The 15,251-nt window shown below is 59.1% G+C and carries 13 protein-coding genes; 1 reads left to right on the top strand and 12 read right to left on the bottom strand.

The window, feature by feature from the left end:
• The first annotated feature begins 86 nt into the window (after positions 1-86).
• The gene (locus AR456_RS07525) at positions 87-548 is read left to right on the top strand and encodes a DUF721 domain-containing protein (protein WP_031208721.1); all 462 of its coding nucleotides are present in this window, start codon (positions 87-89) and stop codon (positions 546-548) included.
• An 83-nt stretch (positions 549-631) separates the two neighbouring features.
• Here the strand turns inward: AR456_RS07525 and lpxC are convergent, their stop codons facing one another.
• The 12 genes from lpxC to AR456_RS07465 all read right to left on the bottom strand — a co-directional run bounded on the left by lpxC (position 632) and on the right by AR456_RS07465 (position 15,222).
• The gene (lpxC, locus tag AR456_RS07520; protein WP_021820770.1) at positions 632-1,543 is read right to left on the bottom strand and encodes a UDP-3-O-acyl-N-acetylglucosamine deacetylase; all 912 of its coding nucleotides are present in this window, start codon (positions 1,541-1,543) and stop codon (positions 632-634) included.
• Positions 1,544-1,666: 123 nt separating this feature from the next.
• Positions 1,667-2,851 carry a cell division protein FtsZ gene (ftsZ, locus tag AR456_RS07515; RefSeq protein ID WP_021820769.1) on the bottom strand — a complete coding sequence of 395 codons (1,185 nt, stop codon included), beginning with the start codon at positions 2,849-2,851 and terminating at the stop codon, positions 1,667-1,669.
• 34 nt (positions 2,852-2,885) lie between these two features.
• Entirely contained in the window at positions 2,886-4,175 is a 1,290-nt protein-coding gene (gene ftsA / locus AR456_RS07510) for a cell division protein FtsA (protein ID WP_021820768.1), read from the bottom strand.
• A gap of 199 nt (positions 4,176-4,374) precedes the next feature.
• A complete protein-coding gene (locus AR456_RS07505; protein WP_021820767.1) occupies positions 4,375-5,100 on the bottom strand; it encodes a cell division protein FtsQ/DivIB in 726 nt (241 codons plus the stop codon).
• 2 nt (positions 5,101-5,102) lie between these two features.
• Positions 5,103-6,029, bottom strand: a complete 927-nt coding sequence (locus AR456_RS07500; RefSeq protein ID WP_021820766.1) for a D-alanine--D-alanine ligase — start codon at positions 6,027-6,029, stop codon at positions 5,103-5,105.
• A complete protein-coding gene (murC, locus tag AR456_RS07495) occupies positions 6,026-7,462 on the bottom strand; it encodes a UDP-N-acetylmuramate--L-alanine ligase (RefSeq protein ID WP_051995805.1) in 1,437 nt (478 codons plus the stop codon). The genes AR456_RS07500 and murC overlap by 4 nt, the downstream gene beginning before the upstream one ends.
• A 28-nt stretch (positions 7,463-7,490) precedes the next feature.
• Entirely contained in the window at positions 7,491-8,576 is a 1,086-nt protein-coding gene (gene murG / locus AR456_RS07490; RefSeq protein ID WP_021820764.1) for an undecaprenyldiphospho-muramoylpentapeptide beta-N-acetylglucosaminyltransferase, read from the bottom strand.
• Positions 8,573-9,808: a putative lipid II flippase FtsW gene (ftsW, locus tag AR456_RS07485; RefSeq protein WP_021820763.1), complete on the bottom strand. Its 1,236-nt coding sequence runs from the start codon at positions 9,806-9,808 to the stop codon at positions 8,573-8,575. Before ftsW ends, murG begins: the two co-directional genes overlap by 4 nt.
• Positions 9,805-11,247, bottom strand: coding sequence for a UDP-N-acetylmuramoyl-L-alanine--D-glutamate ligase (gene murD / locus AR456_RS07480; protein ID WP_021820762.1), 1,443 nt, complete (start codon positions 11,245-11,247; stop codon positions 9,805-9,807). The genes ftsW and murD overlap by 4 nt, the downstream gene beginning before the upstream one ends.
• A gap of 7 nt (positions 11,248-11,254) precedes the next feature.
• Complete coding sequence (mraY, locus tag AR456_RS07475) at positions 11,255-12,337, bottom strand: phospho-N-acetylmuramoyl-pentapeptide-transferase (RefSeq protein WP_021820761.1); 1,083 nt, start codon at positions 12,335-12,337, stop codon at positions 11,255-11,257.
• 9 nt (positions 12,338-12,346) lie between these two features.
• Positions 12,347-13,717: a UDP-N-acetylmuramoyl-tripeptide--D-alanyl-D-alanine ligase gene (locus tag AR456_RS07470; RefSeq protein ID WP_021820760.1), complete on the bottom strand. Its 1,371-nt coding sequence runs from the start codon at positions 13,715-13,717 to the stop codon at positions 12,347-12,349.
• Positions 13,717-15,222: a UDP-N-acetylmuramoyl-L-alanyl-D-glutamate--2,6-diaminopimelate ligase gene (locus AR456_RS07465; protein ID WP_021820759.1), complete on the bottom strand. Its 1,506-nt coding sequence runs from the start codon at positions 15,220-15,222 to the stop codon at positions 13,717-13,719. Before AR456_RS07465 ends, AR456_RS07470 begins: the two co-directional genes overlap by 1 nt.
• Between the last annotated feature and the right edge of the window lie 29 nt (positions 15,223-15,251).

Raw genomic sequence — 15,251 nt, 5'->3', positions numbered from 1 at the left:
TGGCATGCTAGGCTCAGACGTCTCGCGAAATAAAGCGACAGACTGTCGGGGAAATAGAGACCGGTCGACTATCCGGACACAAGCGTATGAGTATAAAGGTTAAGCGGTTCCGCGCCCAGCCCATGTCTCGCCTACTGAACGGCCGTGGTGAGCTCGGTGATCTGATGCGTATGGCACACCTGATCGAGAAGGCGCAGAACCACCTGCGTGAGCAACTTTCAGCTGAGCTCGCTGAACACCTGTTCGTTGGTGGCTATGAGAGCGGAAGATTGACATTGATCACGGATGGCGCAGCCTGGTTGACACGCCTGCGCTACGAACAACCGCGCCTACTGCAACTGCTGCATCAGTTGCCGGAGTTTCAGGCAGTAACCGGCTTCCATCTCAAAGTTCGCCCAGTACGTCCGGCCCGGATCCCCCCACGTCAATCGCGACACCTGTCCGCCAACGCCGGCAACGAGGTATCAAGCTGTGCCGCAGACGTCGATGACCCGGAACTCAAGCGAGCCCTTGAGCGACTAGCCTCGCATGCCGAGAAGAAGCAGTAAGCTGCGAACAACTCAAATACAAGAACGCCGCCCAATGGGCGGCGTTCTCACAACGACTGGTTTTTCCTGACGGGGGCGAGACGTCAGGCCATGGCCGGCGCCGCGTAAGAGATCGGAGCCATCTCCTCGTCATCCTCGAAAGTGACGATTTCCCATGATTCCGGCTGTTCAAGCAGTGCACGACACAACTGATTGTTCAGAGCATGGCCGGACTTCACACCGCGGAACTCACCAATCAAGCTGTAGCCAAGCTGATAGAGGTCGCCAATGGCATCCAATACCTTGTGCTTGACGAACTCATCGTCGTAACGCAGACCACCATCGTTGACGATACGGTAGTCGTCAACCACGATCGCGTTATCGAGGCTGCCACCCAACGCCAGATTGTTGGAACGCAGATATTCGAGATCACGCATGAAGCCGAAGGTACGCGCACGGGAAACTTCACGCACGAAGGACGTCGTCGAGAAGTCCACTACCGCAGTCTGCTTCTGGTCCTCGAACACGGGATGATCGAAGTCGATGGAGAAGGAGACCTTGAAGCCCTGATGAGGCAGGAACAGAGCTTCCTTGTCATCTTCACGCACGGCGATCTCGCGCTTGATGCGAATGAACTTCTTGGGCGCGTTCTGCTCGAGAATACCCGCCGACTGGATCAGGAACACAAAAGGTCCCGCACTACCATCCATGATCGGCACTTCAGGAGCGCTGAGGTCAACATAGGCATTATCGATACCGAGGCCAGCGAAAGCCGACATCAGGTGTTCGACGGTCGCCACCTTCTCACCATTGCGCGACAGGGCAGTACACAGCGTGGTATCGGTGACGTTGGTCGCCTGAGCAGGAATCTGTACTTCCGGCTCAAGGTCGGTACGGACGAACACGATGCCGGTATCTACCGGGGCCGGCCGCAAGGTCAGGTAGACCTTCTTGCCGGAATGTAGTCCTACGCCAGTGGCGCGGATCACGTTTTTCAGGGTACGTTGTCTGATCATTTTGCAGTCGCCAGGCAGTCGTTGATTATCAAACACCGTTCACTATAACACCAAACGAACGTTTCAACAAAAAAACCTCGCCTCTGCGCGACAACGCCCCCGAGAGACAGAGGCGCATCGCGATCAGTCGGCCTGACGACGCAGGAACGCAGGGATATCGAGATAGTCGTCGAGATCCTGAGACTTGCGCGACTCGCTCTGAGGCCGCGGATTCTCCTGAGCTTCCGGCTTGCTCGCGGCCTGTTGCGGCGCACGGTTCATGGCCGGCTGCTGTGGACGCTGACGCATCTCTGGACGCGTCCGAGCCTGCTGCTGAGAAGCCGCTGCCTGCTTGGCGCGCTGGTTCGCCTGACTATCCAGACCAGCAGCAACCACGGTGACCCGCAGTTCGTCGGTCATGTCCATATCGATGGAGGTGCCGACCACAATAGTGGCGTCCTGGGAGGCAAACTCCTGGACGGTTGCACCAACATCGTTGAACTCGCCAATCGACAGGTCAGGACCAGCAGTGATGTTGACCAGGATACCGCGTGCACCGTGCAGATCGATATCTTCCAACAACGGACTGCGAATCGCCTTTTCGGCCGCCTCACGGGCACGGTTCTCACCAGTTGCCCCACCAGTCCCCATCATTGCCATGCCCATCTCGGACATGACCGTACGCACGTCGGCAAAGTCGACGTTGATGATACCCGGGCTGGTGATCAGTTCGGCGATACCTTGAACCGCACCCAGCAATACGTCGTTTGCCGCACTGAAAGCCGTCAGCAGTGTAGCGCTCTTGCCGAGCACCGAGAGCAGCTTCTCGTTGGGAATGGTGATCAGCGAGTCGACGTGCTCGGACAATTCCTTCATGCCCTCCTCGGCCGCACGCATACGCTTGGGGCCTTCGAAGGGGAAAGGACGTGTCACCACCGCCACCGTCAGGATACCCAGCTCCTTGGCGACCTGTGCGACGACAGGAGCACCACCGGTACCAGTACCACCACCCATACCAGCGGTGATGAACACCATGTCGGCGCCTTCCAGCAACTCCGCGATACGCTCGCGATCTTCCATTGCCGCCTGACGACCGACGTCGGGGTTAGCCCCGGCACCGAGCCCCTTGGTAATCTCCGTGCCGAGTTGCAGCACTGTCCTGGCGGAGACACGCTTGAGGGCCTGAGCATCGGTATTGGCGCAGATGAATTCAACGCCTTCGATGTTGCTCTCGACCATGTGGTTGACTGCGTTACCACCGCCACCACCTACGCCGATGACCTTTATGACCGCACTACTTGAGGGTGCGCTGTCTACGAGTTCAAACATTTGCCCCGTCTCCTGAGCCGCTATTGCGGCCCTCTCAGAAATTTCCTTTGAACCAGCCTTTGATCTTTTCCAGCGCAGGAATCCCTTCTTCTGGTCCACGCCGGGAGACGTCCTCGCGCCTCGGTTGCGCCGAGATCATGCCACCCTGCCCTTGGCGGCCATGGCCCTGTCGAGCTTCATGTAAAGCGTAATGTAATAAACCGACACCCGTCGAATAAATCGGGTTTCTCACTACATCCGCCAATCCACGCACATTCTGGGGACAGGCGATTCGAACCGGCATATGGAAGATCTCTTCAGCCAATTCAACAACACCTTCCATGCGCGAGGTGCCGCCGGTCAGCACAACGCCCGCGGCAACCAGGTCCTCATAGCCGCTGCGACGCAGTTCATCCCGAACCAGTGTGAACAGTTCCTCGTAACGCGGCTCGACAACCTCGGCCAATGACTGCCGTGAAAGGTCTCGAGCCGGCCGATCACCTACGCTGGGCACCTTGATCATCTCATCGCTGGACGCAAGCTGCGTCAACGCACAGGCATACTTGACCTTGATCTCCTCGGCATACTGAGTCGGTGTCCGCAATGCCATGGCGATGTCATTGGTAACCTGATCGCCGGCGATGGGAATCACAGCAGTATGACGAATAGCACCTTCGGTAAAGACTGCAATATCGGTTGTTCCACCACCTATATCAACCATGCAAACACCAAGCTCACGCTCGTCCTCGGTGAGAACTGCATGGCTCGATGCCAGTTGCTCAAGAATGATGGCATCCACTTCAAGACCACAGCGCCGAACACACTTCTCGATGTTCTGAACCGCGTTCATGGCCGCTGTCACCAGGTGCACTCTCGCTTCCAGACGCACGCCAGACATCCCCAGTGGTTCACGGATACCACCCTGAGTGTCAATGGCGAACTCCTGCGGCAAGACATGCAGTACACGCTGACCCTCGGAAATTGCGCGCGCGCGAGCCGAGTCAATCACTCGGTCGATATCAGAGGGCGCAACTTCCCGCTCCTTGATGGCCACTACACCGTCAGAATTCATGGAACTGATATGGCTTCCTGCGATGCCGACATACACCGAGTGAATATCACAGCCAGCCATCAACTCCGCCTCTTCCACGGCGCGTTGTATCGATTGCACGGTAGACTCGATATTGATCACCACACCCTTCTTCATTCCGCGCGAAGGGTGAGAGCCGATACCGGCAATTTCGATACCACCATCGTCGGTGGGTTGACCCACGATCGCAACGACCTTGGATGTTCCGATATCCAGCCCGACTACCATATTGGAGACGTTGGATGCACCTGCCATGAGTCGGGAGTTCTCCTCGAATCGATCCCCCTGATTGGGAACCTGCCACTGAAATAAAAAACCTGAGACGATTATAGAAACAAGTACGCTTGTTATACCACCCCAGAACCTATACTTATTTCACGATACGGGTTGTTTCTTTCAAAAGAAATACCCGAATCTTGCCAATAACAAATCCCCAAGTGGTAACGGCTAACTTTTAGCCTTGCCTGGAACCATCTTCCGCGACCGGTTCGGTCTCACCATGCCAAGCCACCGCGACACCATTTGGATAACGCAGATCAATGTAGCGAATATGCGACGCAACACTGCCAAGCTCACGCTGCCAGGCAGCCTCTAAACGACCAAGACGACCGACCCTGTCATTGCGACCGAGCATTACCCAAACTCCATCATCGAGCTGAAAACGCCAGGCTCCACGAGCCTCTAGACGCAACTGCTCCAGGCCAACACCCATGGAGCCAAAGCGGCTGGATAGGTCAGCATAATAATCCAGAACTTCCTGACCAGAGCCTTTGGGACCCGCTAGAACCGGCATATCATCGGGCGGTGTTACCGGACCAAAGTCAAAAGGAGTACCGTCGCTATTCAGCAACTGGTCATCATTCCAGTACGCCACCGGAACCTGCTCGGTCAACTCGAACATAAGGGCATTGGGCCACTCACGACGAATGCGCACTTCGTGGAGCCAGCCAACCTTCATCGCCCGCTCACGAAGTTCCTCGAGGTCGACAGACAACCATGTCTGGCCACGCACCAATGGAGTCAACTGGTTCTTGAGATAGCTGGAATCAGCGTATTGCAACTCGCCACGAATCGACACTCGCTGGATGGGTTTATCCAGCCATAGCCACAGAGCATTGCCTCCTGCCGCCAGTAGTAGGCCAAGCAACAATATGCCGAACAGGGTGCTCCGACGTGCCATGATCAGCGACGCTCCAGGGCAGTGGCGAGAATCCGCACAACCAGTTGATCAAAATCGATGCCAGCGTGCGCAGCCGCTTGAGGTACGAGGCTGTGGTCCGTCATCCCCGGAACCGTGTTGACTTCGAGCAACCAGAAACGCCCTTCGGCATCGCGCATTACATCGACACGGCCCCACCCGCAACAGCCCACGGCGTCGAAGGCCGAGAGACAGAGTTCGGCCAGCTCAGCCTCCTCCTCAGGCTCGAGTCCACAGGGAATGTGGTAGAGCGTGTCATTGGAAAGATACTTGGCTTCATAGTCATAGAATCCACTGGGAACCTCGACACGAATAGCCGGTAACGCCCTGTCTCCAAGAACCGACAAGGTAAATTCGCCTCCAGCAACAAAACGCTCAGCCATGACTCGTGCGTCAAATCCTGCGGCATCCTGCCAGGCCTTTTCCAACTCCTCAGCGTGGCGCACGATGGTGATACCGATAGTCGACCCTTCATGAACCGGCTTGATGATCAGCGGCAGTCCCAGTCGCTCAATCAACTCGGCGTGACTGGTTTCGCTGGTCATCAGGATGCTTTCCGGCGTTGGCAAACCCGCCGATTGCCACAGCGCCTTGGTGCGCAGCTTGTCCATGCCCAACGCCGATGCCATCACACCGCTACCGGTATAGGGAATGCCGGCCAGCTCCAGGGCACCCTGCAGACAACCGTCCTCACCTCCCCTGCCATGCACTGCGATGAATACCATATCCGGCTTGAGTGCCTCGAGCCCGGCGACGCCTGCTTCCGCGAGGTCATAGCCGATAGCATCGACGCCACTACGCTGTAGACCAGACAGCACTGCTGCGCCGCTATTGAGCGACACATCACGCTCCGCACTATCGCCGCCGAACACCACCACAACTCGACCGAAATTATTGTCTTGCGCACTCACATTGCCACCTCATCAAGCTTCAAACCGGCGTCAGCAAGGCGCTGGGAAATCCCCCCGACATCCCCTGCTCCCTGGGTAATCAATATATCGTCAGCACGCAGTACATTAGCCAGCAACGCAGGCAACTCCGACTTTTCCTGCACGAAAATCGGATCAACTTCGCCACGTTGGCGAATGGAACCCGCCAGACTGCGACCATCAGCACCCGGCAGCGGCGACTCACCAGCGCTATATACGTCCAGCAGCAAGAGGGTATCTACACCGGCCAGCACGCGAACAAAGTCCTCGTAGAGGTCTCGAGTACGGGAATAACGATGCGGTTGATAGACCATCACCAGGCGTCGTTGCGGCCAACCATCACGCACAGCCTTGATGACCATTTCCACTTCTCGCGGGTGGTGACCGTAGTCATCCACCAGCATGACTTGTCCTTCTCCCTGGGGCACAGGGAACTCGCCGTGCACCTGGAACCGCCGACCGACACCAGCAAAACCGGCCAGCCCCCGGCAGATGGCAGCATCGTCGACTCCGGCATCGGTGGCTACCGCGATCGCCGCCAGCGCATTCAGCGCATTGTGGCGGCCGGGCATCGCCAGTTTCACGTCCAGAGGCTGCAGCCCCCCTGGGCGTACCGCGGTAAAACGTACGTCACCAGCCGTCTGCACAAAGTCATCAATGCGATAATCGGCATCCTCGGAGAAGCCGTAGGTAACAAACTGGCGGTTGATCGACTCGAGCAACTCACGCACGTTGTCGTCATCGATGCACATCACTGCCAGTCCATAAAACGGCAGGTTATGCAGAAACTCGATGAAGGTGGTCTTGAGGCGCCCGAAGTCGCCTCCATAGGTGCTCATGTGATCGGCATCAATATTGGTGACGATACTGACCATCGGCTGCAGATGCAGGAAGGATGCATCCGACTCATCTGCTTCCGCGACCAGATAGTCACCCTGCCCCAACTGAGCGTTGGTACCAGCACTGGTCAGCTTGCCACCAATGACAAAGGTCGGGTCCAGACCGCCTTCGCCCAACAGCGTCGCTGTAAGACTGGTAGTGGTTGTCTTGCCATGAGTACCGGCCACCGCTATGCCGTGACGGAAGCGCATCAACTCAGCCAGCATCTCGGCACGACGCACCACGGGTATCCGATGCTCATGTGCCCACAGCAGCTCGGGGTTGTCTTCGCTGACCGCAGTGGATACCACCACCACGTCGGTACCCTCGGCATTCTCCGCAGAATGACCGATGGAAACCCGCACGCCGCAACTCTCCAGACGCGCCACCACAGGAGACGCCCTCAGATCGCTACCGGACACCTGGTACCCCTGGTTGGCAAGCACCTCGGCAATGCCACACATACCAGCCCCACCGACACCGACGAAATGAATGCGACGAATACGACGCATGCCCAGCCCACGACCGGGCGCCATCTGACCGGGAACCGGTCCGTTGGATTGATTACTCAAGACCTGTCTCCATACAGCCTGCAACCAGCCGCTCCACAGCATCGAGATGAGCCTCGGCTCGAGCCTTGCTTGCCATGCCGGCCAGCGTTGCAGGGTTGAGCAGCGTTGTCAGGCGCTCGGCCAACAACGCTGCAGTCATGTCTTTCTGCTGAATCAGTGCCGCCGCACCGGCATCCACCAACGCCTGAGCGTTGACAGTTTGATGATCATCCACGGCATGCGGAAACGGCACAAATAGCGCAGCCTTTGCAGCAGCCGCCAGTTCCGCCACGGTCAGTGCGCCGGAACGGCACACAACCAGGTCGGCCCAGGCGTAGGCTGCTGCCATATCACTGATGAAATCGGTCACCTCAGCGGCAACGTCATGCTCGACATAAGACGCTCGTGTCTCAGTGTCCTTGTCTCTTCCCGCCTGATGGAGCACTTCCGGGCGCTGTTCCTCGGGCAACAGAGCCAGAGCCTCAGGCAGACGTTGATTGAGCGCCACCGCGCCAAGCGAGCCGCCCACGACCAGGATACGCAGGCGCCGCCCTTGCATATCCTCGAGCTGTCTCGGCTGCTCGCCCAGCGCAGCAATATCCTCTCGTACGGGATTTCCCACTACCTCGGCAGCATCGCCAAATGCTTGAGGGAAGGCCGCGTAGGTTCGCGTGGCCAGACGCGCCAGTACGCGGTTGGTCAGCCCCGCAACGGCATTCTGCTCATGAATCACCAGAGGACGGCGAGTCAACCATGCGGCCAGGCCTCCCGGCCCGCTGGCGAAGCCACCCATTCCTACCACCAACTGAGGGTCAAAGCGCTTGATCACAGCACGTGCCTGGCATACGGCGCGCGCAAGGCGTACCGGCGCCATTAGCCACCCCGCCAGACCGTTGCCACGCAGACCACTGATTGCCACCTGATTGAGCGGCAGGCCGGCTTCCGGCACCAGATGATTTTCTATGCCACGTGGACTGCCCAGCCACTCGACGTCCACGCCTTGCTCGCCCAACGCGCGAGCCAGAGACAAGGCGGGGATGACGTGCCCCCCCGTACCACCGGCCATGACCAGCACACGCCGTCCTTGATGCTTGCTCACGGCTTGACTCCTTGTGCATTACTTCGCTTGCGTGCGGTCTCACGACGCGCAGTCGGCGTCGACTGGCGCTTGCGCTCACGTGTTTCAATATCGGCTCTCAACAACAGTGCGACCATGACACAACTTATCACCAGGCTGGAACCACCATAGGACAGCAGCGGCAACGTCAACCCTTTGGTCGGCAGCATACCGGTACTGACCGCAATATTGATGAAAGCCTGAGCACCGATGACCAGCGCGATACCATAGCTCATATAGGCGGCGAACGGCTGTCGTGCCAACTCAGCGCGACGGCCAATGGCCATCGCGCGCCACACCAGCAGCGCAAACAGCCCGACAACTGCGATAGCGCCGATCATGCCGAGTTCCTCTGCCAGCACTGCGAACACGAAGTCGGTATGCGCTTCGGGAAGGTAAAACAGCTTCTGTACGCTATTGCCCAACCCCATGCCAAACACATGACCGCGGCCGAAAGCGATCAAGGCCTGTGTGAGCTGATAGCCACTGGCAAACTGATCCGCCCAGGGATCGATGAAGCTGGTCAGGCGTGCCATGCGATAAGGTTCGGCGACAGCCACTATGGCGCCGAGAAGGCCGACCAACAGGAACAGCAGCAGGAAACGCCCCCAGGGTGCACCAGCCATCAGCAACATGCCCATGACGCAACCCGTCATGACCACCACGCCACCGTAATCAGGCTCGAAGATCAGCAGTACCGCGAACGCACCAACCACCATCAGCGGGCGGAGAAACGCACCCCACTGGCGTCGAACCTGGGGTAGGAAACGCTCCAGATAGCCTGCCATGTAGGTGATCAAGCATAGCTTGGCCACTTCAGAGGCCTGTAGGTTGAACGGCACCCCCGGCAGCGACAGCCAGCGACGACTACCGTTGACTTCGCGTCCCACAACCAGCACCAATGCCAACAAGGCAAGGCCAATCAGCAGCAGTAAGGGACCATTGGCCTTCCACCAAGCCAGTGGGACGCGCAGGACCAATGCCCCGACAGTAATGCCACCCAGCACGAAGATGCCGTGACGAATACTGAAATACCATGCGTTACCGGTCAGACTGGAGGCAACTTCGGTAGAAGCCGAGGTCACCATTACCCAGCCAATCAACAGCAGAGAAAACGTCGCCACCAGCAACCAGCCATCGAAGGCCTCGTCACGAGTAGACAAACGCTGACGAAGCGTAACCAGACGGTTAACGGTGTTGGTCGCTCGACTCATGACGACTCCTTGTCAGAGATGGGCCGGCCGGCATGACGCTCAACCCATGCCCGGAAGGCTTCGCCACGCGCCAGATAGTTGGCAAACTGATCGAGACTAGCGCAGGCGGGCGACAACAGGACCGCATCCCCATTCCGGGTGATTTCTCGTGCGCGCGCCATCGCAGCATCGAGATCGGCCACTCGAGTGATGTCCACTTTTCCGGTCCATGCCGCCTCGAGCTTATCGGCGTCGGCGCCAAACAGGATGGCTTCACGAGCATAACGCGCCAACGGCTCGGCCAGCGGGCGAAAATCTGCGCCTTTGCCGACGCCACCGGCGAGTAACACCAGACGCCCGCCCAACGTCGGCCCCAATCCTTCAATCGCCGCCAGGGTTGCGCCGACGTTGGTGCCCTTGGAGTCATTGATCCACGCGACACCGTCGAGCTCGGCCACCAGCTCGCTGCGATGCGGCAGACCGCCGAAGCGCTCCAGCACGGTGCGCATCGCCGTAACGGGCAGCCGCAACTGATCGGCCATGGCCATGGCCGCCAGGGCGTTGGCCTGATGATGACGGCCCTTGAGTCGCATCGCCGAGACCGGGAACAGTACGCGGTTGCCGCGAGCAAACCACGCCTCCCCCTGATGCTCGACAACCCCCCAGTCATCACTCTCCGCCTGCGGTGCCTCAAGCGTGAAGCGCGCCTGGACGGGTGGCTGCGTTTCAGGCCAGGTCATGGTGTCATCGGCATTGAACACTACCTGGCGGGCGCCACGAAATATTCCCTGCTTGGCGCGGCGATAGCCGGACATGTCACCGTGACGGTCGAGATGATCTTCGCTGAGATTGAGAAAGGCGGCGCTATCTGCCGCCAGCCAGGGAGTTGTCTCGATCTGGAAGCTGGACAGCTCGAGCACGAACAGCTCGGCCTGCGAATCACCGGCCAATAGATCCAGCGCTGCGGTCCCGAGGTTACCGCCAATGGCGACCCGAACTCCGGCCTCGTGCGCCATTTCCCCGACCAGAGTGGTGACAGTGGACTTGGCATTGGCGCCAGTAATGGCGGCAATACGTCCATGACAAGCACGTCGGAACAGTGCGATTTCACCGATCAGACGCGGTTCCCCGGTCTGCGAATGACGCTCATTGAACAGCGCTGAAAATGGCATCTGGTGCGGATCGACACCCGGACTCAGCACAACCTCCTCGGCGGCACTCAGGTCGAGGCCATCCAGTGGACCGAGGCGCAGCGGCAACGTGGGAAACTGCTCGCGAAACACCTCCAGTCCAGCGGGCGCCTCACGGGTATCCACAACCACAAAGCGTCGTCCCAGTCGCTGGAGATGACGACAGATCGCCATCCCCGAAACCCCCAGCCCCACCGCAACGGTAGTGCCGGGGGGCACCTGATACTGCTTGGGAAGCATGTACTCCCTGGCATCGTGACTGGCAGTCATGCGGTCCTCAGCGAATCTTGAGTGTGGCCAGCCCCATCAGCACCAGCACCACGGTGATGATCCAGAAGCGCACGATGACTCTTGGCTCAGGCCAGCCCTTGAGCTCGAAATGGTGGTGCAACGGAGCCATGCGGAAGATACGCCGCCCGGTCAGCTTGTATGAGCCAACCTGCAGGATCACCGATACGGTCTCCATGACAAAGACCCCTCCCATGATGAACAGCACTATTTCCTGGCGTACGATCACTGCAACAACGCCCAGTGCTGCCCCCAACGCCAACGCACCAACGTCGCCCATGAACACCTGAGCCGGATAGGTGTTGAACCACAGAAAGCCCAACCCAGCTCCGGCAATGGTGGCACAGAACACCGCCAGCTCACCGGCACCAGCAATCATCGGAATCTGTAGATATTCGGAGAACACTGAGTGGCCGCTGGCGTAGGCGAACACCGCGAGGCCCATGGCAACCATGACCGTCGGCATGATCGCTAGACCATCGAGACCATCGGTAAGATTGACGGCATTGGAGCTACCGACAATCACCAGATAAGCCAGCAGGACGTAAAACACGCCGAGCGGTAGCATGAAGTCCTTGAACAGCGGTAGCAGCAGACTGGTTTCCACCGGAGTGGCCGCCGTCAGATAAAGTTCGAGTGCCGCTGCCAGACCGATCACCGATTGCCACAAATACTTCCAGCGCGCCGGCAGACCGCGCGGGTTCTTCTCGACCACCTTGCGATAGTCATCAACCCAACCAATGGCTCCAAAGCCGAGGGTCACCAGCAATACCACCCATACGTAATGGTTACTGAGGTCGGCCCACAGCAGGGTACTGATGGCCATGGCAAGCAGGATCATCGCGCCCCCCATGGTCGGCGTACCAGCCTTGGACAGGTGCGACTGAGGGCCATCGTCGCGAACAGCCTGGCCAATCTGCCCCTCTACCAGACGGCGGATAACGATCGGACCACACCACAGGCACAATACCAGCGCGGTAATCGTCGCCAGGATCATGCGTAACGTCAGGTAACCAAAAACATTGAAAGCGCTCTGGTAGCGCGCCAGAAATTCCGCCAGAAGAAGCAACATGTATCAGTATCACCTTGAACCATCAGGCCGCAGAGCCGCCACGATTCGCTCCATGCCTGCCGCTCGCGAGCCTTTTACCAGCACGCTCGCATTATCCGGCAGGTGGTGCAGCACGTAGTCAGTCATTGCCGCTCGATCTGAAAAATGGTACCCGCCTTCACCGAAGGCCTGGTAGGCTGCTCGCGCAGCTTCACCAAGAGTACCGAGAAAGTCGATGCCGCGCTGTCGCGCATATAACCCGATCTCTGCATGTAACTGCTCGGTCTTCTCGCCGAGCTCGCCCATAGCCCCCAGCAGACACCAACGAGGCCCCGGCAGGCACAGCAGTGTATCAATGGCCGCCTTCATTGCCCCGGGGTTGGCGTTATAAGTGTCATCAAGCAAGCGCGCACCGCGTACGCCTGGCTCTACCGTCAGGCGTCCCGCCGCCGGCATCACCTCGGCCAGCCCTGCGACAATGTCTTCCGCAGCCAGCCCCATCGCCATGCCTGCCCCCGCGGCTGCCAGCGCATTGGCCACATTGTGGCGCCCCATCAACGGCAGTCGGATGCGCCCGAGTGGCCGAGCGTCGAAAGTCAGCGTGAAAGCATAGCGCCCGAGCTCGTCACAGGCCAGATCAGATGCCATCATCCTCGCTGGCGACTCGATAGAGAAATCGATGATTTCACGCGGGTAGGCCAAACGCTCCCAGATCGGAAAGAATTTATCATCGCGGTTGAGCACCGCAATTCCATCGCCAGAAAGACCGGCCAGGATCTCTCCCTTTGCCTGGGCGATGCGCCCCATGCCCCCGAACTCACCGATATGAGCGCCAGTGACATTGGTGATCACCGCAACCTGAGGCTCAGCAAGCGCTGTGGTCCAGGCGATCTCGCCGAGGTGATTGGCACCCAACTCGACCACTGCTCGCTGGTGCTGGGGTTGCAGCGAGAGCAGCGTCAATGGAGCACCGATATCGTTGTTGAGATTGCCCTGAGTAGCGAGCGTCTCACCAGCGCGGGACAACAAGGTCGCCAGCATCTGCTTGACGGTTGTCTTGCCACTATTGCCAGTCACGGCCACCAGTGAACCACCCCACTCCCTACGTCGTTCGCGTGCCAGCAGCCCCAGAGCCAGGCGTGTATCACCGACCACCAATTGTGGTAATGGATCATCCTGGGCCTGCTCCACGACTGCGGCGACCGCCCCGGCCTCTCGCGCCTGGGCGACAAAATCATGACCATCAAAACGGTCACCACGAATGGCGATAAACAATGCCCCCGTCGCCAACTTCCGTGTATCAGTGACGATTGTCTCTACACCAGCCGCGCCGTTACCAACCACATCAAGCCCCAGCGCCGTAGCCACTTCAGCAAGGCTGGTCAGTCCACAGGCACTCATCAGACCTTACCTCCGACAGACCGAGCATGCAGCGCCCGTTGAGCCTCATCGAGGTCGGAAAAGTCGTGACGCACACCCATGACTTCCTGGTAGGTTTCATGGCCCTTGCCGGCAATCAGGATCACATCCTCAGGACCCGCTTCACGGATCGTGCGGGCAATCGCCTCGCCACGCCCAGCGATATTACAACCATGCTGACGATCCGCCGGCCCAAGACCCGAGAGCATGGCGTCGCGAATCGACTCAGGGTTTTCACTGCGCGGATTGTCGTCGGTGATCACCACTCGGTCAGCATGACGTGCCGCTGCTTGCGCCATCAACGGGCGCTTACCGACATCGCGGTCTCCACCACACCCCACCAGGCACCAGAGCTGCCCTTCACCTGGCAGGTGTGCCTTGAGTGCCTGCAAGGCATTGACGAGTGCATCGGGCGTATGGGCATAATCAATTACCACCGTCGGCGCACCTTCCTGCACCAGCGGCTGCATACGCCCCGGCACCGGCGTCAGGTGCTCTGCGGCGGCGACCAACTCATCCATCGACGCGCCCAGGCCGTAAAGCGTTGCCATCGCCAGCAGAACATTGTCGAGATTGAAGCGCCCCATCAACGGCAGAACCAGCACATGCTCGCCTTCAGGCGTGCCAATCAAGGCACGCTGACCATCAGGACCAGGCAGCCACTCAACCACCCGCAACGAAACGCTTTCATCTTCACCACTGGCGAGGACGCGTACGTCTCGCCCTATTCCAGCCAGCATCAGCCGTGAGAGAGAGTCATCGCCGTTGACCACCGCCAGCCTCAGCTCAGGGCGCTTGAACAGTAACGCCTTGGCTGCGGCATAGGCGATCATGCTGCCGTGGTAATCGAGATGATCGCGGCTGAGGTTGGTAAACACCGCTGCCGAGAAACGACAACCTGCAACGCGCTGCTGATCCAGCGCATGAGAGGAAACTTCCATGGCGATACGCTTGATACCCTGACCGGCCAGTTCTCCCAACTGACGCTGCAATGCCAGTGGTTCCGGAGTGGTCAACATCCCCTGGACCAGCGCGCCGGGACGGCCGTGGCCTAGAGTACCAATCAGACCCGTATCGACACCGATCTCACGCGACAGCTCAGCGATGTAATGGGTCACGGAGCTTTTGCCGTTGGTGCCAGTCACTCCAATCAATTCGAGTTCATCCGGCACCTGGTGCACCTCGCGGGACAACTCACCGACCTGTGCGCGCAGATGCTCAAGCCACATTACAGGCTCTCCGGCATGCGTCAGCGGCGCCTCGCCACGCTCAGCAAGGACCAATACCGCACCAGCTGCGAGTGCCTGGTCAATGTAATCACGACCATCGGCTCCGACGCCCGGAATGGCCACGAACACACTGCCGGGTATGACTTCACGGCTGTCTGTCGTCAGCGCATGCAGGCTTGACGGCAACCCATCGGGCGCGTCACAGCCAGGCCAGAGTCGATTCAAAGCGGCAGTGAGCCGCAGCGTAGATACGCTCATATCAGCACAGTGTCCAGCAGCAGTAAAAA

The sequence above is a fragment of the Halomonas huangheensis genome, from assembly GCF_001431725.1.
In the GTDB taxonomy this organism is placed as follows: Bacteria; Pseudomonadota; Gammaproteobacteria; order Pseudomonadales; family Halomonadaceae; genus Halomonas; species Halomonas huangheensis.
The sequence above is the reverse complement of the archived record's forward strand: the minus strand, read 5'-3'. Positions and strand labels throughout refer to the sequence as shown.